The sequence below is a fragment of the Allokutzneria sp. NRRL B-24872 genome, assembly GCF_002155965.1.
Lineage (GTDB): Bacteria > Actinomycetota > Actinomycetes > Mycobacteriales > Pseudonocardiaceae > Allokutzneria.
In genome coordinates this window covers 20,531-40,350 of sequence record NZ_MUMH01000093.1, presented here as the reverse complement: position 1 = coordinate 40,350, position 19,820 = coordinate 20,531, and the positions used below count along the sequence as shown (strand labels likewise).

Annotated in this window: 25 protein-coding genes and 1 pseudogene; 13 read left to right on the top strand and 13 right to left on the bottom strand. The window is 69.5% G+C overall.

Annotated elements, in window-relative coordinates; all coding sequences use genetic code 11:
* Window positions 1-104 precede the first annotated feature (104 nt).
* The 4 genes from CCN37_RS23760 (at window position 105) to CCN37_RS23745 (ending at window position 1,917) form a co-directional block, all read left to right on the top strand.
* The gene (locus CCN37_RS23760; protein WP_086824809.1) at window positions 105-374 is read left to right on the top strand and encodes a hypothetical protein; all 270 of its coding nucleotides are present in this window, start codon (window positions 105-107) and stop codon (window positions 372-374) included.
* Window positions 375-511: 137 nt separating this feature from the next.
* Window positions 512-1,111: a hypothetical protein gene (locus tag CCN37_RS23755; protein WP_086824807.1), complete on the top strand. Its 600-nt coding sequence runs from the start codon at window positions 512-514 to the stop codon at window positions 1,109-1,111.
* Window positions 1,108-1,350: a hypothetical protein gene (locus CCN37_RS23750; protein ID WP_086824805.1), complete on the top strand. Its 243-nt coding sequence runs from the start codon at window positions 1,108-1,110 to the stop codon at window positions 1,348-1,350. The genes CCN37_RS23755 and CCN37_RS23750 overlap by 4 nt, the downstream gene beginning before the upstream one ends.
* Window positions 1,351-1,497: 147 nt before the next feature.
* Window positions 1,498-1,917: a MarR family winged helix-turn-helix transcriptional regulator gene (locus CCN37_RS23745; protein WP_086824803.1), complete on the top strand. Its 420-nt coding sequence runs from the start codon at window positions 1,498-1,500 to the stop codon at window positions 1,915-1,917.
* Here CCN37_RS23745 and CCN37_RS23740 read toward each other — a convergent pair.
* Genes CCN37_RS23740 through CCN37_RS23730 form a run of 3 tightly spaced genes read right to left on the bottom strand, consistent with a single transcriptional unit; the run spans window position 1,914 to window position 4,397 of the window.
* A complete protein-coding gene (locus CCN37_RS23740) occupies window positions 1,914-3,137 on the bottom strand; it encodes a HAMP domain-containing sensor histidine kinase (protein WP_168200822.1) in 1,224 nt (407 codons plus the stop codon). The genes CCN37_RS23745 and CCN37_RS23740 overlap by 4 nt on opposite strands.
* Window positions 3,134-3,805 (bottom strand): two-component system response regulator CseB, encoded by a 672-nt coding sequence (gene cseB, locus CCN37_RS23735; protein WP_086824801.1) that lies wholly within the window; start codon window positions 3,803-3,805, stop codon window positions 3,134-3,136. The genes CCN37_RS23740 and cseB overlap by 4 nt, the downstream gene beginning before the upstream one ends.
* Before the next feature lie 37 nt (window positions 3,806-3,842).
* A complete protein-coding gene (locus tag CCN37_RS23730; RefSeq protein ID WP_143261773.1) occupies window positions 3,843-4,397 on the bottom strand; it encodes a hypothetical protein in 555 nt (184 codons plus the stop codon).
* Window positions 4,398-4,562: 165 nt separating this feature from the next.
* On the opposite strand from CCN37_RS23730, the gene CCN37_RS23725 reads away from it, so the two are divergent.
* Entirely contained in the window at window positions 4,563-5,696 is a 1,134-nt protein-coding gene (locus CCN37_RS23725) for an LCP family protein (protein ID WP_086824798.1), read from the top strand.
* Window positions 5,686-6,069 (top strand): DUF6542 domain-containing protein, encoded by a 384-nt coding sequence (locus CCN37_RS23720; protein ID WP_143261772.1) that lies wholly within the window; start codon window positions 5,686-5,688, stop codon window positions 6,067-6,069. The genes CCN37_RS23725 and CCN37_RS23720 overlap by 11 nt, the downstream gene beginning before the upstream one ends.
* Here CCN37_RS23720 and CCN37_RS23715 read toward each other — a convergent pair.
* Genes CCN37_RS23715 through CCN37_RS23705 form a run of 3 tightly spaced genes read right to left on the bottom strand, consistent with a single transcriptional unit; the run spans window position 6,055 to window position 8,855 of the window.
* Entirely contained in the window at window positions 6,055-6,969 is a 915-nt protein-coding gene (locus CCN37_RS23715) for a hypothetical protein (protein ID WP_086824794.1), read from the bottom strand. The two genes, CCN37_RS23720 and CCN37_RS23715, sit on opposite strands and share 15 nt — an antisense overlap.
* A 52-nt stretch (window positions 6,970-7,021) precedes the next feature.
* Window positions 7,022-8,203, bottom strand: a complete 1,182-nt coding sequence (locus CCN37_RS23710; RefSeq protein WP_086824793.1) for a winged helix DNA-binding domain-containing protein — start codon at window positions 8,201-8,203, stop codon at window positions 7,022-7,024.
* 46 nt (window positions 8,204-8,249) lie between these two features.
* Window positions 8,250-8,855 carry a TetR/AcrR family transcriptional regulator gene (locus CCN37_RS23705; RefSeq protein WP_168200821.1) on the bottom strand — a complete coding sequence of 202 codons (606 nt, stop codon included), beginning with the start codon at window positions 8,853-8,855 and terminating at the stop codon, window positions 8,250-8,252.
* Between the two features lie 209 nt (window positions 8,856-9,064).
* Between CCN37_RS23705 and CCN37_RS23700 the strand changes: the two genes are divergently transcribed.
* The 3 genes from CCN37_RS23700 to CCN37_RS23690 are packed head-to-tail and all read left to right on the top strand — an operon-like array spanning window position 9,065 to window position 11,979.
* Window positions 9,065-9,733: an HAD family phosphatase gene (locus CCN37_RS23700; protein ID WP_086824789.1), complete on the top strand. Its 669-nt coding sequence runs from the start codon at window positions 9,065-9,067 to the stop codon at window positions 9,731-9,733.
* On the top strand, window positions 9,730-10,761 hold the full coding sequence (locus CCN37_RS23695; protein WP_086824787.1) for a phosphotransferase family protein: 1,032 nt from the start codon (window positions 9,730-9,732) through the stop codon (window positions 10,759-10,761). The genes CCN37_RS23700 and CCN37_RS23695 overlap by 4 nt, the downstream gene beginning before the upstream one ends.
* Window positions 10,762-11,979 carry an acyl-CoA dehydrogenase family protein gene (locus tag CCN37_RS23690; RefSeq protein WP_086824785.1) on the top strand — a complete coding sequence of 406 codons (1,218 nt, stop codon included), beginning with the start codon at window positions 10,762-10,764 and terminating at the stop codon, window positions 11,977-11,979.
* Window positions 11,980-12,072: 93 nt separating this feature from the next.
* Here the strand turns inward: CCN37_RS23690 and CCN37_RS23685 are convergent, their stop codons facing one another.
* Entirely contained in the window at window positions 12,073-12,279 is a 207-nt protein-coding gene (locus tag CCN37_RS23685) for a cold-shock protein (RefSeq protein ID WP_086824783.1), read from the bottom strand.
* A gap of 405 nt (window positions 12,280-12,684) precedes the next feature.
* Window positions 12,685-12,954, bottom strand: coding sequence for a helix-turn-helix domain-containing protein (locus CCN37_RS23680; protein ID WP_086824781.1), 270 nt, complete (start codon window positions 12,952-12,954; stop codon window positions 12,685-12,687).
* A 47-nt stretch (window positions 12,955-13,001) separates the two neighbouring features.
* Between CCN37_RS23680 and map the strand changes: the two genes are divergently transcribed.
* Both map and CCN37_RS23670 read left to right on the top strand, forming a co-directional pair.
* Entirely contained in the window at window positions 13,002-13,769 is a 768-nt protein-coding gene (gene map, locus CCN37_RS23675; RefSeq protein WP_086824779.1) for a type I methionyl aminopeptidase, read from the top strand.
* A 299-nt stretch (window positions 13,770-14,068) separates the two neighbouring features.
* Complete coding sequence (locus CCN37_RS23670) at window positions 14,069-15,190, top strand: HNH endonuclease signature motif containing protein (RefSeq protein ID WP_086824778.1); 1,122 nt, start codon at window positions 14,069-14,071, stop codon at window positions 15,188-15,190.
* Here CCN37_RS23670 and CCN37_RS23665 read toward each other — a convergent pair.
* Window positions 15,145-15,561: a helix-turn-helix domain-containing protein gene (locus CCN37_RS23665; RefSeq protein ID WP_086824776.1), complete on the bottom strand. Its 417-nt coding sequence runs from the start codon at window positions 15,559-15,561 to the stop codon at window positions 15,145-15,147. The genes CCN37_RS23670 and CCN37_RS23665 overlap by 46 nt on opposite strands.
* A 97-nt stretch (window positions 15,562-15,658) precedes the next feature.
* On the opposite strand from CCN37_RS23665, the gene CCN37_RS23660 reads away from it, so the two are divergent.
* Window positions 15,659-16,048, top strand: a complete 390-nt coding sequence (locus CCN37_RS23660) for a RidA family protein (RefSeq protein ID WP_086824774.1) — start codon at window positions 15,659-15,661, stop codon at window positions 16,046-16,048.
* A 4-nt stretch (window positions 16,049-16,052) separates the two neighbouring features.
* On the opposite strand, the gene CCN37_RS23655 is transcribed toward CCN37_RS23660, so the two are convergent.
* From CCN37_RS23655 to CCN37_RS23645, 3 genes are all read right to left on the bottom strand, one after another.
* Complete coding sequence (locus CCN37_RS23655) at window positions 16,053-16,691, bottom strand: RNA polymerase sigma factor (protein ID WP_168200820.1); 639 nt, start codon at window positions 16,689-16,691, stop codon at window positions 16,053-16,055.
* Window positions 16,692-16,823: 132 nt separating this feature from the next.
* Window positions 16,824-17,387 (bottom strand): hypothetical protein, encoded by a 564-nt coding sequence (locus CCN37_RS23650; protein ID WP_086824770.1) that lies wholly within the window; start codon window positions 17,385-17,387, stop codon window positions 16,824-16,826.
* 11 nt (window positions 17,388-17,398) lie between these two features.
* The gene (locus CCN37_RS23645) at window positions 17,399-18,331 is read right to left on the bottom strand and encodes a phosphatidylinositol-specific phospholipase C (protein WP_086824769.1); all 933 of its coding nucleotides are present in this window, start codon (window positions 18,329-18,331) and stop codon (window positions 17,399-17,401) included.
* 227 nt (window positions 18,332-18,558) lie between these two features.
* On the opposite strand from CCN37_RS23645, the gene CCN37_RS23640 reads away from it, so the two are divergent.
* Window positions 18,559-19,092, top strand: coding sequence for a hypothetical protein (locus CCN37_RS23640; RefSeq protein WP_086824767.1), 534 nt, complete (start codon window positions 18,559-18,561; stop codon window positions 19,090-19,092).
* Here CCN37_RS23640 and CCN37_RS23635 read toward each other — a convergent pair.
* Window positions 19,093-19,818: pseudogene (locus CCN37_RS23635) on the bottom strand (SDR family NAD(P)-dependent oxidoreductase); the annotation flags it as partial.
* Window positions 19,819-19,820 lie beyond the last annotated feature (2 nt).

Below are 19,820 nucleotides of genomic sequence, written 5' to 3'. Positions count from 1 at the left end.
GTGTTGACCACGCGTTTGCGCGCGAACACCCCTGAACGGCTGATCACCTGCTCCGGGGTGCGCCTACGGTCCTCCTGAACGGCGCACCGGAGAGGAAACAGATCGTGGCCGCACGGGAGAACCACCTTGAGATCGCCACGGAGCTGTTGCGCGCGGCCAAGGCCGAGGGAGCGGGCGCGATCGAACTCGTCGAGGCGCTCCGTGAGCGGTTGGGTGATCTGTCCACGATCATGTTCGTCGCTTCGTTCGGAGGCGCGTTCGGAATCTCCGTCAAGGTGCTGATGGAGGCCCACACCTGGCAGGGCTTTCACGGGCCAGGACCGCTGCACCTGACCGACGAGCAGTTCGTCGCGCTGCTGGCGCGGTGGGTCTGAGCTGTGCCCGCGACCACGACTTCGTCCCTGAGCGGCTGATCGGACTTAGGGTGGGGCGTGACCATGCCTGCTTGGAGGCGAACTACGACGAGACCGGGCGTGGAGCGTCAGGTGATCGAGTTCTTGGAGAGCGTGGCATGAGCGACGAACTGAGCGGACTGCCCGCGTACTTCACCGCAGACGAGGCGGCGGCGGTCGGCCTGGACGAGGCCCGACTGCGGTCTCTCATCGCTGCGGGTGAACTCGCCAAGCGGGAAGACCTCGACCACTACCACCGGACAGGGCACCGGGAGTCGCTGTGGCTGCACATCCACGACGCCACGGCTTACGTGTCGGGATCGGTGGCGTGCCTGGGAAGCGCGCTCGCCCGGCACCACCTGACCGACGTGATCCCGAAGCGCGTGCAGGTCGCCGTTCCGCGCGGGACCGTCGTGGAGCGGCTGCCGTGGTTCCCGATCGAGGTGATCGAGTTCGACGCGCGGACGTTCAAGGTCGGTTGGCAGATGGACGAGGTGAACCGCGGCTGCGACGCCCCGGTGTACTCCAGGTACCGCGCGCTGGTCGACGCGATCGTGCGCAGGGACCACATCAGCGAGGACATCGCGCGCGAGGCCGTGCGCCGCTACAAGACCAATCCGGCCAACCAGCACGAGTTGACGAAGCAGGAGCTGACCGAGACCGCGGTGATGCTCGGCGTGGAGCGTCAGGTCGCGGAGTTCATGGAGAGCACGACATGAGCGACCTGTGGCTGCGCATCCACTGCGCAACGGCCGCACTGCCGGAATCGGTGGCGTGCCCGGGAAGCGCGCTCGCCCGGCACGAGCTGGCCGAGGTGATCCCGAAGCGCGTGCAGGTCGCCGTGCCGCGCGGCACCGGCATCACCGGGAAGCCCCGCGTGCCCGTCGCGCGCGAGGCGGTGCGGCGCTACAAGGCGAATCCCGCGAGCCGCTACGCGATCGAGCGCGGAGAGCTGTGAGATGGCGCGGCAGGTCGGGGTCGAGCGGCAGGTGACGGAGTTCTTCGAAACCGTGCCGTGACCCGCACCGTCCACAGTGGAGACTGCGCGAACCGGGGAGTGCGCACCCGGTGCGAGCACCGGAGCTGAGCCCAATACCCTTGGCGGATGCGCAGGAACACCAAGGCGGGGGAACGCGCCGTCATGCTGGGCGCCCTCGTCGCCTCAGTGGCCAGGGACGTGATCGTGGAGTCCGAGTGCGGGCTCACCGAGTCCGAGGTGCGGCTGCTGTGGATGGTCGACCCCACGGCACCCCCGAAGATCATCGGTGAGTACGCCGAGCTGATGCGCTTCGACCGGGGCTCGCTGAGCCTGATCGGCGGCAAGCTGGAGCGCATGGGCCTCGCCGAGCGCGTGCCCTTCCCGGGCGACCGCCGCTTCCGCACGCTGAAGCTGACCACGGCCGGGCGCAGGCTGCGCACCCGCCTGATCAAGAGCGCCGCCGCGCTGCTGCCGCTGGAGGCGTTGACCGCCAAGGAGCAGGAGCGCCTGGTCACCCTGTTGACCAAGGTCCTCGCAGCCGTCTAGCGCGGCAGCTCCAGCGTGACGACGGCGCCGTCCCCTGACTCGGCGTTGGCGAAGCGCAGCTCCCCGCCGAGCACGCGCGCCTGCGCCACGGCGATCGTCAGCCCGAGCCCGTGCCCGCCACCGCGGTCGCTGCTGCCCGTGCGGAACCGGCTCGGCCCGTCGCGCAGCAGCTCCGCGGAGAAGCCGGGCCCGTGATCGCGCACCCGCAGCACGGCGCCGTCGACCTCGACGACCACCGGCGGCCTGCCGTGCTTGCGCGCGTTGAGGAGCAGGTTCACCAGCACGCGCTCCAGCCGCCGGGGATCGGTGCGCACGGGCTCCTGCCCCGCGACCACCACCTCGGCCTCCGGCAGGATCGCCGCGACCCGGCGCCGGACGAAGTCGCCGAGCACCAATTCGGTCAGCTCCGCGCGCTCGGTCGCGGTGTCCAAGCGCGCCACTTCGAGGATGTCCTCAACCAGCCCGCGCAGCACGCGCACGCGGTCGCGCACCATCTCCGCCGGGCGCCCCGCTGGCAGCAACTCCGCCGCGGTCACCAATCCGGTCACCGGAGTGCGCAGCTCGTGGGCGATGTCGGCGGTCACGCGCCGCTCCGCGACCAGCCGCTCCTGCAACGCGTCCGCCATCGCGTCGACCGCCCGCGCGAGGTCGCTGGTCTCGTCCTGCGGCCGGTCACCGATCGCGTCGTGCACGCGAACGTCCTTCTCGCCGTCCGCGACGTGCCGAGCCGCCACCGCCGCCAGGCGAAGCCGTCGCGACAACCGCGCGCCCAACACGACACCGAGCAGCGTGCCGAGCCCGACCACCGCCGCCGAGCTGAGCAACAGGACCTCGTCCAGGTCGGCCAGCGCGGTGTCGCGGTCCTGGTAGGAGCTGCGCAGCGAGAGCACCTTGCCGTCGATCTCCGCCGCCGCCCAGATCACCGCTCCGCCCGGCGCGCGTTCCAGGTAGGTGGCCCGCTGCCCGCCGCGCACGGCCTGCAACAGCTCGGCGGGCACGTCGGGGGAGTCCAGCGTGCTGCCCAGCACGGCCTGCCCGGTCCGCGCGTAGTCGCGCAGCACCAGCTGGATGCGCTCGTCCTGCAACCGCCGCGCGTCGTCGACCTGCATGCTGATGAACTCGGTGCGCACCAACACGCTCAGCGCGATCGCCACCAGGGCGCTGACCACGGCGATCACCGCGCTCAGCCGCCACCGCAGCGTGGTGGGGAACAGCCTCACGGAGCGCTCTTGAGCTTGTACCCGAAGCCCCGCACGGTCTCGATCCGATCCTGGCCGATCTTCGCCCGCAGCCGCTGCACGTGCACGTCCACCACGCGCGAGTCGCCGCCCCACTGGTAGTCCCACACCTGCTCCAGCAGGACCTCGCGGGTCAGCACGTTGCCGGGGGACTCGGCGAAGCACAGCAGCAGCCGCAGTTCCGTCGGCGTCAGCTCCAACCGCCGCCCCGCGCGCCGCACCTCCAAGCCGTCCTTCTCGATCTCCAGATCACCGAAGGACAGCTGCTTCGCCGAAGGCTGCTCCGCCCGGCCCATCCTGCGCACCACCGCGCGGATGCGGGCCACCAGAACGGTGCTGTCGAAGGGCTTGGTCACGTAGTCGTCGGCGCCCGCCTCCAGGCCCAGCACCACGTCCACCGGATCGGCCCGCGCGGAGAGCATGATCACCGGAGTCGGGCCCTCGTCGCGGATCTGCCTGCACAGGCTCACCCCGTTGATGCCCGGCAGCATGATGTCCAGCAGCGCCACGTCCGGCCGGTGCGCGCGGAAGGCAGCCAGGCCCGCGATCCCGTCCTCGGCCACGGTCACCCGGAAGCCGTCGCGCTCCAGGCTGAGCTGCGTGGCCTCGCGGATCACGTCATCGTCCTCGACGAGCAACACGTGTGTCATGACGCCTCCGCTGGGAGAAGCACGTCGGCGGCGGTGGTCACCGGCCCGCCTTCACGAACGCCGTCCCGTTCCACGAGTACACGGTCGTCTCCTCACCGCTGGGACAGCACGAACGATCACCCGCGCGGTAGCGCCCGCGCACCAGGACCACGCCGGAGCCGGGATCGGGCTGCATGACCACACCGGACTCCTCGACGGCGAACAGCTGCGCGGGCGGCTGGCCCGGCGGCAGCGCGTAGACGTAGGCGGCCCGGTTGTAGCCGTAGGCGGTGTAGGTGACCGCGCGGCACTCCTGCACGTTGAGCACGACCTCGCTGACGCCGTCCCCGGTCACGTCGACGTAGCGGCTGTCGACCGGGTAACGGCCGCTCTCGCACGGGCTGAGCATGAACTTGATCTTCTCGTTGACCTTCGGGTCCCCGCGCAGCAGGCCCACCACGTCCACGGTGACCGGCTGGCCCGCGATCGTGGTCGGCGCCGGGCGCTCGACCTCGGCCGCCCTGCCCTCCACCCGCACCCCGCTCGGGGCGGCGCACCCCGCGAGCGCGGCGAGCACCGCCGCGCAGCCGAGCACCGTTCTCGCCGTCCGCACTCCACCATTCTGCCCGTGCCCGAGTGACCGCCCTCACCAGAACGCGCCGTCGACGTGCGCTGTTACCCAGCCGAGGGCCAGGTGCCGGAGGACTGTTACACGACTGAGGGGAAGCGGCCGGAAAGCGTCCATAGCGTCGAGGACGAGCGAGCCGAGGGGACGATCATGGAGCAGGTACGACAGCCGCGACGGGTGCTGGCCGGGATCGGCAGGACCGTCGTCGTGCTGGTGTCGGCGACCGCGCTGGGGGCGAGTGCCCTCGGCTGGACCGCCTACCGCGGAGTCACCGTAGCGGTCACCACCGATGACGTGATCGCCGCCCCCGCGACCGCGCCGAGCCGGGAGAAGGCCGCCGCGACCGACACGACGTTCCTGCTGGTCGGCTTGGACAGCAGGACCGACGCGCAGGGCCGCCCGCTGTCCAGGGAGATCCTGGACGAGTTGCAAGCGGGCAACCCCAGCGGCGAGCAGAACACGGACACGATGATCGTCGTGCACGTGCCCGCCGATCCCGCCAAGAAGGCGTTCGCGGTCTCGCTGCCGCGCGACTCCTACGTCGACATCGCGGGCGGCTTCGGCAAGCACAAGCTGAACTCCGCCTACACCAGGGCGAAGAACGCCAACGGCGGCAGCGCCACGGCGGGCAGGCGCAACCTGGTCGAGACGGTGAACAACCTGACCGGGCTGCGCGTGAACCACTACGCCGAGATCAACATGTACGCCTTCAGCCAGATCACCAAGGCGGTCGGCGGCGTTCCGATCTGCCTGAACAAGGCGGTCAAGGACAACTACTCCGGCGCGGACTTCCCGCAGGGCGAGCAGGTCCTCCAGGGAGCCGACGCGCTGAAGTTCGTCCGCCAGCGCCACGGTCTGCCGCGCGGCGATCTCGACCGGGTGCGGCGCCAGCAGGCGTTCCTGGCCGGGCTCGCCTCGCGGGTGCTGTCGGCGGGCACGCTGACCGATCCCGGTAAGGTCACCGCGCTGCTCGACGCGATCAAGACCTCGGTCGTGCTGGACCAGAACTGGAACCTGCTCAGCCTCGCCGAGCAGGTGCAGGGCCTCAGCGGCGGCCGGATCGAGTTCCACACGATCCCGACGCTGCGCTCGGACCTGGCCACGCCCGCCGACGGCACCGCGGTCGAGGTGAACCCGAAGCAGGTCAAGGCCTTCGTCCAGGACCTGCTCAGCGCGGTCCCGGCACCGCCGGTCCAGATGCGCCAAGGCCTCGGCTCCGGCACGGTGGCACCCGAGCAGCAGCAAGAGACGATCACCGCGAACGGAGTGCACTGTGTCAACTGATGGGTCGACCGGCCAGCCGCGGGTCCGCCGCCGGGGACTGCCGTGGTGGGCGGTGGCGCTGGCCGGGATCGCGGTCACCGGCGCCGGAATGGCCTTCGGCGAGACCTACTTCCCGTTCGCCCTCGCTGGCGGGTGCGTGGTCGCCGCGCTGCTGGCCGACCGCTCCGCGCTGTTCACCGCGGCCGTGCAGCCGCCCCTGATCGCGCTCGCGGTGCTCGGCGCCGCCGCGTTGTTCAGCGGCTCGCTGCTGCGCTCGGCCTCGGTGTTCGCCTCGGTCTTCCCGATCCTGGCCGCCACCACCGGCTGCGTGGTGCTGATCGTGCTGGTCCGCCTCCTGCTGAACCGCAGGAAAGCCGCCTCAGACGCCCAGTAGCTCGGTCTCGGCGCGGCGCAGACGGGTGGTCCGCCACCCCAGTGCGACCGCGCCGGCCACGAGCAGCGGCGGCCCGGCCAGCAGCACGACCGCGGCGCCGAGATCGACACCCGAGCCGCCCGCCGTGAGCACCCGGCCGAAGCCGCCGAGCAGCCCGCCGAGCACCAGCGCGCCGAAGAACTGCGCCAGCCAGCGACCGCGCTCCGCCGTGATGGCCGTGACCAGCAGGGTCGCCGCGGCCAGCGCCAACGCCACACTGCCCAGCAGCACGTCGATCGCCGGGCTCATCGACACGTACGGCAGCGGCTGCACCAGGTAGTCCAGGTCGGCGCCGGGCTCCGGCGTGACGCTGAGGTCGCCGACGAGCCACCACGCCGCGACCGCCCCACAGGCCAGCAGGTGCGCCTGGGAGCGCAGCGGTGACCGCGCGGGGTGGCGGTCGGCGCCCGACTCCGGCTCGCGGATCAGCAGCCAGGTCCGCTGCACGAGCACGGACGTGACGAACATGATCATGGGCAGCTCGATCACCGCCACGAAGATCGCGCCCATGTTCAGCCAGACCCCGCCGGCGGCGATGATCCGCGCCGCGTGGCCGAGGTAGCCGCCGATCGCCAGCGCGACGAGCAGCAGCGGGTACCACCGCCGGTCCAGCTCGGGCGTGGTGAGCGCCTCCATCAGCAGCGCCGCGACCAGCAGCAGCGCGCCGAAGGCGAGCACCATGTCGATGATCGGATTGCTGGTCAACGGCTTCACCAGGTAGTCCATCCGGATTCCGACCGGCAGTCCGGTGGACTTCTCGCCGGTCAGCGCCCAGCCCGCGAACACCCCTGCGACCAGCAGGAGGAACTGGACCAGCAGGGGCCTCCCGCACACCCCGGCGGGACGGCCGTAGTCGTTCATGGGCACAGCGTGCTGCTTGAACGGTCCAGATGGCCAGAGGAATGTAGAATTTTTAGTGAGGGAATTCGTTATCGGAGGCGATCTCGCGTTCGAGTGGAGTTCGGAAGCGCGGCAGGAATCTGACCCCGCCGATCCACGCCCGCAAGCGTTCCGCCTCGGTGTTCACCGCTTTCAGCACCGCCCGCGGCTGCTTGTCGAACAGCCGGACGCCGATCGTGCCGTCCTTGCGCTGCGCCCAGCCCCCGATCACCTGGCCGTCGCGCCACACGGTCGGCCCGACATTGCCGGTGGAGTCGAACAGCGCAGCTCGGTGGGCCTGCGGCAAATACCAGTCGCGGTGCTTCCAACCCATTGGTGTCGGGTCCAGCGCGGGAAGCAACGCGACCCACGTTTCGGTTTCCACCTCACCTGAATCGTCAAGTTCATGGCGAATGGCAAATCCTTCGCCTTCATCCAAAAGGACTACCTCTGCCCCGGCTGCCTGAAGCGCTTTGCGGGTATCGCCGAGCCCCCATCCGGTCCACCACTTGACGTCCTCCAGCGTGCCGGGGCCGAAGCGCTCCAGCCACCGCCGGACCAGCTCCGCCCTGGCCTCGGCGGCGGGCGGCTCGGGCGCCTGCGGCGGCGCGAGCTGCCACCCGAACTGGTTGCTGGTCCACGACCCGCGCGGCGCCGTCCTGCGGATCGCCCCGTCCACGGCCAACGCCCGCAGCACGCGCGAGCACACGTTCTGCACCGTCTCGTAGGGCTTTCCTGCCGCGACGAGCACCTTCTCGCGGAGCTGCGGCACGGCCGCCGACAGCTCCGCCGCCGTCGCCTGACCTCGTTCGGCGAGCACTTCACGAACCGCGTCGTGCGCCTGCGACAACCACTTCGCGTCCCAGCCGCCGCCCTCGTGCAGGTACTTCGCCAGCGAGACGTGCTCCCGCGCCGCGATCGTCCGCGCCGTTGAGGACCACACCGCGGGCGCCACGTCGGGCGACATGACGAACATGGTGCGGCGCATGCACAACAGCCGTTCCATGTCTTCGAAGAGCTCCCGCGTCATAACGCCGAGATCCGGCGAGCGCATCCGTGCCCACGCCGACAGGAACACCGTGGCCGGATCGGTCGCGTGCAGCGCGAGCACCGCGTTGGCGGCTTCGACGACGGAGTCCACGCGGTGTGAGGGGGCGAGGAGGTGCCGGGCGCCGAGTCGAGCGCGGCGCTGCGCGGCGGTGATCTTTCGCGTCACGCGTCCATCTTCGGCGCGCGACCGGCTCAGCGCTTGAACAAACGCGTCATTCCGGCGGGCCGAAGACGCTGTCGACGTGGTACTCGGCGATCCGCGCCGCGTCCTCCTTGCTGAGCGAGCCGAGCACCACCGCCGCGCGCAGCCCGTCCGCGACCGCGAGGAAGACCCCGGCCTCGCGGTGCGGATCGCGCTCCTCCGGGAAGCCGCCGATCTTCTGGAGCTCGGTGAACTGCCCCGCCAGCGACTCCAGCGACTCGGCGTAGATCCGCTGGTTGATCTCGGCGAGGCGGGGGGCGACGTGCGAGCGGGAGTCGAAGGCGATGATCACCCGGGCCTCCTCGACGCTCTCCTCGTCCATCGGCAGGCCCGCGACGGCGATCGCCCGGAACAACCCGGTGATCGAGGTCGGCGGCAGCATCGGCTCCAACCGGGTGCGGATGCGCTCGCGAGCGCTCTCGACGATCCGCTCCAGCGCGAAGACGAGCATGTCGTCCTTGGTCTTGAAGTAGTGCTGGACCGAGCCCATCGACACCCCGGCCTCGCGCGCGACGTCGCGCAGGCTGACCGCTTCGAGGCCGTCCCGGCTGGTGATCCGCAGCACGGCCTCGGCGATGTGCCGCCTCCGCTGCTCGTGATCGACCTGCTTGGGCACGCGAGCACCACACTTCCCGACGGCGACGTCTTCCGGCACCATAATAATGCAGTCGCATTGCAACGTCGCGTCGCACCGCCCGGCGAGTCGCCGACGGGTTCGCGCGGACCCTACCGCCCCGTCCGCCGCGTCCACAAAGGACTGTCCATCGATCCGCCGACCCCGGCGCGGGGTGTCGGAGCGGGCTACTGGTCGGTAATGTCGAGGGAATGGTCGTCGAAGATCCGGTGCGCGCGCTCGTTGTCGACTACGGCGGGGTGCTCACCACGCCGATCGGCCCCTCCTTCGCCACCTGGATGGCCGGCGACGGCATCGACCCCGCGAGCTACGGCGAGATGCTGCGCGACTGGCTCGGCCGGGACGCGCCGCCGGACTCGCCGGTGCACCTGCTGGAGCGCGGAGAGCTGGACGTCACCGAGTTCAACCGCGTCCTCGCCGCCCGACTGACCACAGTGGACGGTCGCGCCATCGTGCCGGAAGGCTTGCTGGACAGGGCTTTCGCCACCGTGCACGCGGACGCCGACATGCTGGACCTGCTCCGGGCGGCGCGCGCGGCCGGACTGCGCACGGCCCTGCTGTCCAACAGTTGGGGCAACAGCTACCCGATGGACGTGCTCGCGCCGCTGTTCGACGAGCTGGTGATCAGCGGCGAGGTCGGCATGCGCAAGCCGGAGGCGCGCATCTACCAGCTGACCGCCGACCGGCTCGGCATCGCACCCCGGCGCTGCCTGTTCCTCGACGACGCCCAGCCCAACGTGGACGGCGCGCTCCGCACGGGCATGCAGGCGTTGCTGCACAAGGACTCCGCCGTCACCATCCGCGCCGTCGCCGGGCTCGTCCCGGCGCTGGCCGACGAACTGCGAGAAGGAGCGTCGTGAGCGAACTACCCGGCCTCGACCTGGCCTCGGCCGAGTCGTACCTGAGCCGAGAACGACCAGGGCTGCTCACCGGCCCGCTCAGCGCGGAGCTCATCGCGGGCGGCCGGTCCAACCTGACCTACCTGCTCACCGACGCGGGCGGCACCGAGTGGGTGCTGCGCAGGCCGCCGCTCGGCCACGTCCTGGCCACCGCGCACGACATGGCCAGGGAGTACCGGGTGATCTCCGCGCTCGGCGAGACCCCCGTGCCGGTCCCGCGCGCGGAGCTGCTGTGCTCCGATCCTGACGTGCTCGGCGCGCCGTTCTACCTGATGGAGCGCGCGCCGGGCTCCGTGCTGCGGCGCAGGGAACAGGCCGCTGCGCTCGGCGAGGGCGGCGCGCGCCAGCTCTCCGACCAGCTCATCGACGTGCTGGCCGACCTGCACGACGTCGACCCGGCATCGGTGGGGCTGAGCGACTTCGGCCGCCCCGAGGGCTTCATGGCCCGGCAGCTCGCGCGCTGGCGCAAGCAGCTCGACGCCTCGCGCAGCCGTCCGGTGCCGGAGCTGGACGAGCTGGGGGAGCGCCTGGGCGCCAACGTCCCCGACAGCGGGCGGGCGGCGATCGTGCACGGCGACTACCGGCTGGACAACGTGCTGGTGGACACGGCCAACGGAGCGCGGATCAGCGCCGTCCTGGACTGGGAGATGGCCACGCTCGGCGACCCGTTGGCCGACCTGGGCCTGTTGGTCGTCTACTGGGAGCGCCTCGCCGGGATCGGTGACGCCATCGCGGACAGCTTCGCGGACGTGCCCGGCTTCCCGTCCGCGGCGGAGCTGATCGCGCGCTACACCGCCCGCCGCGACGTCGATCCGGCCGAGCTGCCGTGGTACGTCGCCTTCGGCCACTTCAAGCTCGGCGTGATCGTCGAGGGCATCCACTACCGGCACACCCAGGGCAAGACCGTGGGCGCCGGGTTCGAACTGCTGGGACAGATGGTCGGGCCGCTGGCCAAGGGCGGCGTCGCCGCGCTGGAGGGGGAACTGTAGATGGACTTCGCCACCGACGAGACCACCCGGGAGCACCAGGCCCGGCTGACCGCGTTCATGGACGAGCACGTGTACCCGGCCGAGGCCGCCCACCACGAGCAGCTGGCCGCCGAGCCGGGCCGCTGGTCGGCTCCGCCGCTGATGGACGGGCTCAAGGCCGAGGCGCGCAAGGCCGGGCTGTGGAACCTGTTCCTGCCCGACGCCCGCCACGGCGCCGGGCTGACCAACCTCCAGTACGCGCCGCTCGCCGAGATCACCGGGCGCAGCCCCGCGATCGCCCCCGAAGCGCTCAACTGCGCGGCCCCGGACACCGGCAACATGGAGCTGCTGGCGGAGTTCGGCACCGAAGAGCAGCAGGACCGCTGGCTCAAGCCGTTGCTGGAGGGGGAGATCCGCTCGGCGTTCTGCATGACCGAACCCGATGTCGCTTCCTCCGACGCCAGCAACATCGCCACCCGGATCGAGCGCGACGGCGACCACTACGTGATCAACGGGCGCAAGTGGTGGTCCTCCGGGGCGATGAACCCGAACTGCGCGATCTTCATCGTGATGGGGCAGACCGATCCCGACGCCGAGCGGCACCAGCGGCAGAGCATGGTGCTGGTGCCGAGGGACACCCCCGGCGTGCACGTCAAGCGCGGGATGACCGTGTTCGGCTACACCGACTCCGCGCACGGCGGGCACGCGGAGATCGAGTTCCGCGACGTGCGCGTGCCGGTGGCCAACGTGGTCGGCGGGCAGGGCAAGGGCTTCGCGATCGCACAGGCCCGCCTGGGCCCCGGCCGCATCCACCACTGCATGCGGCTGATCGGGATGGCCGAGCGCGCGCTGGAGCTGATGTGCCGTCGCGCCGTCGACCGGGTCGCCTTCGGCAAGCCCCTGGCCGACCAGGGCGTGGTGCAGGAGTGGATCGCGGAGTCCCGCGTGCGCATCGAGCAGGCGCGGCTGCTGGTGCTCAAGACGGCCTGGCTGATGGACACTGTGGGCAACCGCGGCGCGCACACCGAGATCCAGGCCATCAAGATCGCCACGCCGCAGATGGCGGAATGGGTGATCGACAAGGCGATCCAGGCCCATGGCGGCGCCGGGATCAGCCAGGACTTCCCGCTGGCCCAGCTGTGGGTGCAGGCGCGGCTGCTGCGCTTCGCCGACGGCCCCGACGAGGTGCACCGCATGTCGCTGGCGCGGCGCGAGCTCAAGCCCTACCGCGCGGGATAACCGCCCCGCGCGAGAAACAGCCCCGCACGGAAACGGCCCCCCGGCTCAGCTGAGCCGGGGGGCCGTTCGGTGAAGCTTCAGGTACCCGAGTCCTTAGAGCGGACGGACCTGCTGGGCCTGCGGGCCCTTCTGGCCCTGGCCGATCTCGAACTCGACCCGCTGGTTCTCCTCCAGGCTGCGGTAGCCGCTGGTCTGGATCTCCGAGTAGTGCACGAAGACGTCAGCGCCGCCGTTGTCCGGGGTGATGAAGCCGAAGCCCTTCTCGGAGTTGAACCACTTCACGGTGCCCTGCGTTGCCATTTACTGATCTCCTCGACAGGTGCCGGGGTAGGGGGTCGCGGTCGCGACCTCCTGGTCGGTACTGCACGCGACTTCTCCGGCCGAACCTGGAGAAAACAACGCCCGCATGTTCCGTTCCGCGAGCTTGAACCACACGAAACTGACGACCGCGCAGAGTCAATCACGAAGTCGGCTCATGAGCCACCGCTTCATGACGGAATCCCTGCGGCACTTGTCCGCCGGCTGTCGGCCGAACCGTCCCAAGAGGCCGGTGAGCTGGGCGATTCCCCTGTCGCACAGGGGATAGCGGATCTCCCACCTGGTAACGATCATCACCCGGACGGCCGCATCCAGGGGATGGGACGCCGTCCGGAGGCTCGCCGCACCGTGATGCTCTTGTGACGAAAAACCAGCCGAGTCGCGTCCTCAGGATGATCTGGCCAGCGGTTCCTCCGGCGCTTCGACCTCGCGCAGCAGGCGGTCCATGGACAGTCCGAGCGCGTCGGCGAGTGAGGCCACGGTGAAGAAGGCCGGGGTCGGGATGCGGCCCGTCTCGATCTTGCGCAGCGTCTCCGTGGAGATCCCCGCGCGCAGGGCGATCTCCACCATGCTCCGCCCGGCCCGCGCCTCACGCAGCGCGCGGCCCAGTCGCACGCCGCGCTCCCGCTCCGACTCGCTCAACGGCACTCGCACCATGCTGTGATAGTAATACCGGTATAGTTATCCCGCTTGGAAGGTGTGCCGTGATCGAGCTGAAGACCCCCGGAGAGATCGAGGCGATGCGCGAGGCAGGCCGCGTCGTCGCCGCCACCCTCGCCGCCGTGCGCGCCGCCGCCCGCCCCGGCGCGTCCCTGCTGGAGCTGAACGAGGTCGCCGCGACCGTGATCGCCGAGGCGGGTGCGAAACCGGCGTTCCTGGGCTACCACCCGGACTGGGCGCCGAGCCCGTTCCCCGGCGTCATCTGCACGAGCGTCAACGACGCGATCGTGCACGGCGTGCCAGGGCGGCTCGTGCTCGGTGACGGCGACCTGGTGAGCATCGACTCGGCGGTCGTGCTGGACGGCTGGTGCGGGGACGCCGCCGTGAGCTTCGCGGTCGGGTCGGCTCGGCCGGAGGACTTGGCGCTGATCTCGGCGACCGAGCGGGCGTTGGCGGCCGGGATCGCTCAGGCCGTGCCGGGGAATCGGCTGGGGGATATCGCGCACGCGATCGGCGTCGTGGCGCGGGCCGAGGGTTACGGGATCATGGAGGGATACGGCGGGCACGGGATTGGGCGGACCATGCACGAATCGCCGCACGTGGCCAATGAGGGGCGCGCGGGGAGAGGGATGGTCTTGCGACCCGGGTTGGTTTTGGCGGTGGAGCCGATGTTTACGGCTGGTGGGTTGGATTCTTATCGGACGGATGTTGACGGGTGGACGTTGCGGACCGTGGATGGGGAGCGGGCTGCGCATTCTGAGCACACGGTGGCTGTTACTTCTGGCGGTGGTGTGGTGTTGACTGTTTTGTAGGGTTTTTGTAGCTCTTTCCAGCGGGGTACGGCTGGGCTTCCCGGTTTGGTTGGGTTCGCTGGTTTGTGGGTGGGGTCGGCTTGACCTGGGAACCCCTTGCGCGTGCCCCTGGGCCTTACAGGGGCACGGGTAGTGAACCCGGCCCTCGCGCGAGCGTATGGCACGCGCACCCCAGGTAAAGCCGACCGTTTCGTGTGCGCCTTGCGTTAGGTGGGGGTTGCGTTTTTCGGGTGGTGGGACGCCTGGGAATTCATTCTTTAGAGCCATGATCGACTATTATTTGCGGGTAGAATCGAGGTGTGACCCTCGATGAGTTGTTGGTCGAGGTTGAGGCGAGTCGCGCTGCTTTGTGTCATGCGAAAGCGAATCTCGCTTCGGCCTTGACCGCATTCCAGAACGCTGCCGATGATCGTGACGACCGGTACGTCCAGAATGAGGTCGCTTCCTCCCTGCACATCTCCCGACGTGCCGCTGACGGCATCCTCTCCAACGCCCTAGAACTCACCGAACGACCCCGAGTGTTGGCAGCCTTGTCGGCGGGGTCGATCGATGAGGGCAAAGCCCGCCTCATCGCCGACCAGCTGCAGATCTTGAAGGAACCTCAGGCTTCGATCGCCGAGGCGGATCTCCTGGCCTACGCCCCGACCCGCACCCACACCTCGGTCCGGCGCCGTGCTCAGACGTTGATCCACAAGCTCGACCCCAAGGCAGCTGAGCGCCGTCACGAGGAGAAGCGCAAAGAGCGGTTGGTGTGGAAGACCAACCTGGACGACGGGATGGCCGAACTCCGGATGGCCTTCACCGCCCACGACACCGCCATGGTCTACGACCACATCGACCGCATCGCCAAGTCCCTGCCCAAGGATGACCGCACCCTGGACCAGAAGCGCGCCGACGTCGCACGGGACCTGTTGCTGGGCCTGGACACTCCCGCGCCGCAGGGGCAGACGATGGTCTACCTGACTATGCCGGTGACCGCCCTACTCGGCCTGACCGACGACCCCGGGATGCTCGCCGGATACGGCCCCATCCCGACAAGCGTCGCCCAAGACATCGCGGCGGGCGGCATCTGGAAACGCATCCTCACCGACCCCGTGACTGGGATGGCGGAGGAAGTCAGCAACACCTACCGGCCCACGGCGAAGCAGCGGGAGTTGATCAACGCCCGCTACCCGAGGTGCACGGCGATCGGATGCCAGCAACCGGCACAGCGCTGCGATGTGGATCATTGCCGCCCCTACAACGGCAGCAACACGACCATCAAGAATCTCCGGCCGAAGTGCCGCCACCACCACAACATGAAGACGCACTCCAACTGGCGGTGTGAGAACCGTGAGGACGGCAGCCATGTGTGGATCACGCCGAGCGGCAGGGTTCACGAAACGGAACTGGAGCCGATCGCCGAGCCCGCGCCGTTCTGAAACTGGCGGCGGGACTGCTCGATGTGGCCCAGGTAGCGGTGGGTCCAGTCGCACATGGTGTGCACGGTCGCGCGCAGCGCCTGGCCGGGTTCGGTGAGGGTGTATTCGACGCGCGGCGGGACGGTGGGGTGCACGGTGCGGTGGGCGAGGCCGTTGCGCTCCAACATGCGGAGGTTCTGGGTGAGCATCTTGTGGCTGATGCCCTCCACCTGGGCGCGCAGCTCGCTGAAGCGGAGCGTGTCGTCGCCGAGCGCCTCGATGATCAACAGGGCCCACTTGTTGGCCACGTCGGAGAAGATCTCGCGGGCCAGGGAATCGGCGCGGCGGAGGTCGGCGTCGTCGGGCGAGCCCGTGAACTGCTTGGTCACCATGAGGTTCCCCAGTCACCGAAAAGTGCGTTCTTCCAGGTCGGCGCACACTCTCCTACGGTTTCCCGGTAACCACAAGAGAGCACGAGGAGAACCCGGCATGGCCATCACCCTGGTGAACCCCGAAGCACTGCCGACGGTCGACGCCTACCGGCAGGTGTCGGTGGCGACCGGCACGAAACTGGTCTTCGTGGCCGGACAGGTCGCGTGGAGCGGGGTGGACGACCTCGCGGCGCAGGTGGAGGAGTGCTACCTGAACGTGGCGGCGGCACTGGCGGAGGTCGGCGGCAGCTTCGACGACGTGGCGAAGCTGAACGTGCACGTCGTGAACTGGACACCGGACAAGATGCCGCAGCTGCTCGACGGGATCGCGCGGGCCGGGGCGAGGCTGGGCACGACGCCGGTGCCCCCGGCGACCCTGCTCGGCGTGGCGGCGCTCGACGTTCCCGAACACCTCGTGGAAATCGAAGCCACCGCAGTTCTCGACTGAACCCTCATTCGCGACTCAGGCGAGCGCGGAGGCGGTAGAACAGCATTTCCACCGCCTTCGCGGAAATGCCGAGCCGCAGCGCGATGTCGGCGTGGGAATAGCCGTCGAGACGCAGCTCGATCGCAGTCCGGGTGCGCGGGTCCTCGGTTTCGCGAAGGATCGCCGCCACGCGCAGCCGGTCGAGCACGACGGGTTCCGTCTCGACGGGATCGGGTGGGTCGGCGATCTCATCGAGGCGGACCGACGAGGTGGGCACACCCGCGCGGTGCTCGCGGCGCCAGCGGCGGTACTCGTTGGGGAAGCACAGCAGGCAGTGGCTGACGAAGAGCGTCTCCATCCGCGCCCCGCGCCCGGCGTCCCAGCCCTGCGAGCCGATCACGGTGCGGTGGAAGTGGTTCAGGGCGACCGCGACGGTCAGACCGGCCAGCTCGTCGGCGACATCGGGTTCGCGCAGCACCGCCGACCACGGCAGGCCGATGCCGGTGACAGCGCGGACCTGGCGCAGCACCGCGCCGGAGACGATCCACGCGCTGAGCACGCCCTGGGCGTAGCCGGCCAGCCGCGCCGCCGTCCCGCTCCACGGCTCGACCGGCGGACGCGGAGCCGGAATGGCCGGGGTCGATATTTCAGATGCCAATTCCACGTGGCCACGTTCGCGCGAAACCTGAATGTGGTCAATAACACGGCCGAGTGAGTCGATCATGTTTTTGTAGAAAGCATGCAAATGCCGACCAGGCCGAATCGGCAAGCGCCGACTCGGCCTGGTCGGAACTGATCAGACGTGCGGGCAGGGCATTCTCAGCGCGACGGACCTCTCGCCGGAGTTGATCTGGTAGGTCTTCTCCGTCCAGTACGGGCCGTCCTGCTGGAACTGGAAGACCACGCTGTAGTCACCGCGCCCCTTGGCCGGCACCGAGTAGAGGGTGCTGCCGCCGCTGTTGACCGTGGTCGGCGTGGTGTCGACGCCGTAGGGATAGGTGTCGAAGTCGCCGAGCCGCGTCTTGCCCAGGTACACCGTCGCGGTGAGGCGGTAGGTGTGGATGCCCTCTTTCGTGCCGCTCGGGCGGTACCAAGTCTTGAACACGCCGCGAGCCCACTGGGTGTCGTCGACTCTGGCGCGCACCCACAGCTTCCCGTCGCCGTTGGTGACCAGGCATGCGCGCATCTTGACCCAGGTCCACTCCCCGCCCGCGCCGTAGAACTCCATGGCGGGGGAGCAGTACTCCCATTCCGTCGTGCCGTCGGCGGCGGCCCGGCCCTCGCACGCCGCGAGCGCCTGCGGGGTGGCCGCGACCAGGAGCGCCAGAGCCACCGAGATGGCGGACAGAACACGTGTCATTGCCAGACTCCTCACGGGACAACGCATTCGGCGTCGCTGTTGCAGCGGATCAGAGCGGTGACCAGGCCCTCGGTGTCCTCCGGGTAGTCCATCGGCACAACTCCGAGCCCGGGGCGGTTCTGCGTCACCGGGAACTTCTCCGGCCAAGCCGCGGCGTGGTCGCGCAACAGCGGGTTCACGTGCGCGGCCACGGAGGACGGCGCGGCACCCACGCCGGTACCGCTGGCGAAGTTGACGTAGAGCTTGCCGTCTGCGGCTGCCTGGGCTTTGGCGAAGTGCGCCAACACTTTCTCCCACTTTGCCTGGCGGTCGAACAGCGTGGGCACGTTGTACTCGTCCTGGATGACGAGCCTGCTGCCGCCGCCCCACGGGATGCCGGGCAGGCCGCTGACGTTGGCCAGCAGCACGACCCTGCCGCGCACCTCGCCGACCGTGGGAATCCTGTTCTCCAGGAAGAAGAGCCGACGCCAACCCCGTCGGTCGAGGTAGTCGGTGAAGATGCGCAGGAACACCGCGTCGCTCTCGCTGGAGTACTCCTGCTTGACGCGCATCAGGACCGTCTCCTTGGGATGCGCCTTGAGGTACGCATCGCACGCGACGAGCACGTCACCGAACATCAGGTCCAGGTAGAGCGCGTCGTGGTGGATCGCGAAGGAGTCCCCGGTGACCCGGCAGCGGACGTCGAAGAACCGGATGCCGAGCTGCAACTGCTCGGCGAGTGTCAGGTCCTGGGTCCGCAACCACAACGCGCCCTTGCGGGCGGCGGTGTCGTGCGTGCCGGGGATCGTCAGGTTGTTGAGCGCGATCTTGTCGGGGAGCGCCGACATCCAGTCCGGTACCGACACCACCGCCTCGGCCGCCGCGGCCGGAGCGCGGCCCCCGAGCACCCCGCTGGCCGCGACGGCCGCCATCACGCCGAGGAACCGCCTGCGCTCAACTCCCATGCCCCCTTATCTGTCCGCTCCCGCGCAACACCCCTCGCGCGAAGGCGGGCCTGGCCGGTTCGGTCGTGCGCGTGTGGCGCCGGGTTTGATGTCGGATTGGCCGCGAAACAACTTCTGCACAGTGACGGAGCAGGGCTGGAGATGTCGCTCCGGGCGGTGCGGGGCACCCTTTCAGGCTTTCCTGAAGGGGTTCGACAGCAAATCGATCCCCATGTGACCGTCCTGCTGTGAAAACTGGACACAAGAAAAGGGCGGCCGTCGTCGCCGGACTGGTCAGCGTCGTCGGCCTGATCGGCTCAGGCAGCGTCTCGGCCGCGCCACAGTCCGGTGCCACGACGGACAAGTACTGCATGACCACGATCAAGAAGCTCAAGCCGGGCCAGACGGAATCCGAAGTTGTTTCTCGTAAGTGTGGTCACGAAGCCGTCGTCGCCGCGAGAGCGGCGGGATCAACGGCCCTCCTCGTCACGCTGTTCGAGCACAATCACTACACCGGCAACTGGGAGGATTTCTACGGACAGGACGGGCCCTGTGACCACAGTGGCTACGGCATCAACTCGGTCAGCATGAAAATGGAAAACGCGACTTCGTCACTCATTTCCAATGCGTGGTGCAACAACATCACGTTGTACAACTGGGTCGGACGTGACCCGCGCGGTGGTACCTACCGACTGCTGAGTTTTGGCACCTTCGCTTCCTACTTCGAAGCGCTGCCGGGGTTCAACGACATGACCTCCTCGCTCCACCTCTCCCGGCGCTGACTAGGTCGCGGAGCCGCCGTCGAGGACGAGGGTCTGGCCGATCATGAAGGCGGCGGCGGGGGAGGCGACGTAGCGGACGGCGGCGGCGATCTCCTCGATCTTGCCGACGCGGCCAACGGGGAGTGCGTCGCGGAGGCGGGCGTCGCGGTCGGCCTCGGTCTCGCCGCGGCGCAGGGACATCGGGGTGTCGGTGGAGCCGGGGCTGACGGCGTTGATCCGCACGCCCTGCGCGATGTGGTCGAGCGCGGCGGCCTTGGTGAGGGCGACGACGGCGGCCTTGCTGGCGCCGTAGGCACCCAGGTTCGGCAGTGTCCTGTGCGCGCCGATGGACGACGCGACGTTGATGATCACGCCGTTGCCCTGCGCAGCCATCTGGCGGATCTCGTGCTTCATCGACAGGAGCACTCCGGTGACGTTGACGGTGAGCAGGCGGTCCCACTGCTCCTCGTCGATGTCGGCCACCGGCCCGACCGCGGTGAGGATGCCCGCGTTGTTGACGGCGACGTCGAGCGAACCGTGACGGTCGACGACAGTGCGCACGGAGGACGCGACGGACGCGGAGTCGGCGACGTCGGCGGTGACGAGGCTGGCGGTGCCGCCGGTGGACTCGACGAGCTTGACGGTCTGCTCCAGCGATTCCGCGGAGCGGCCGAGCACCACGACGGTGGCGCCCGCCTCGGACAGTGCGAGCGCGATGCCCCGGCCGATGCCCGTCCCGCCGCCCGTTG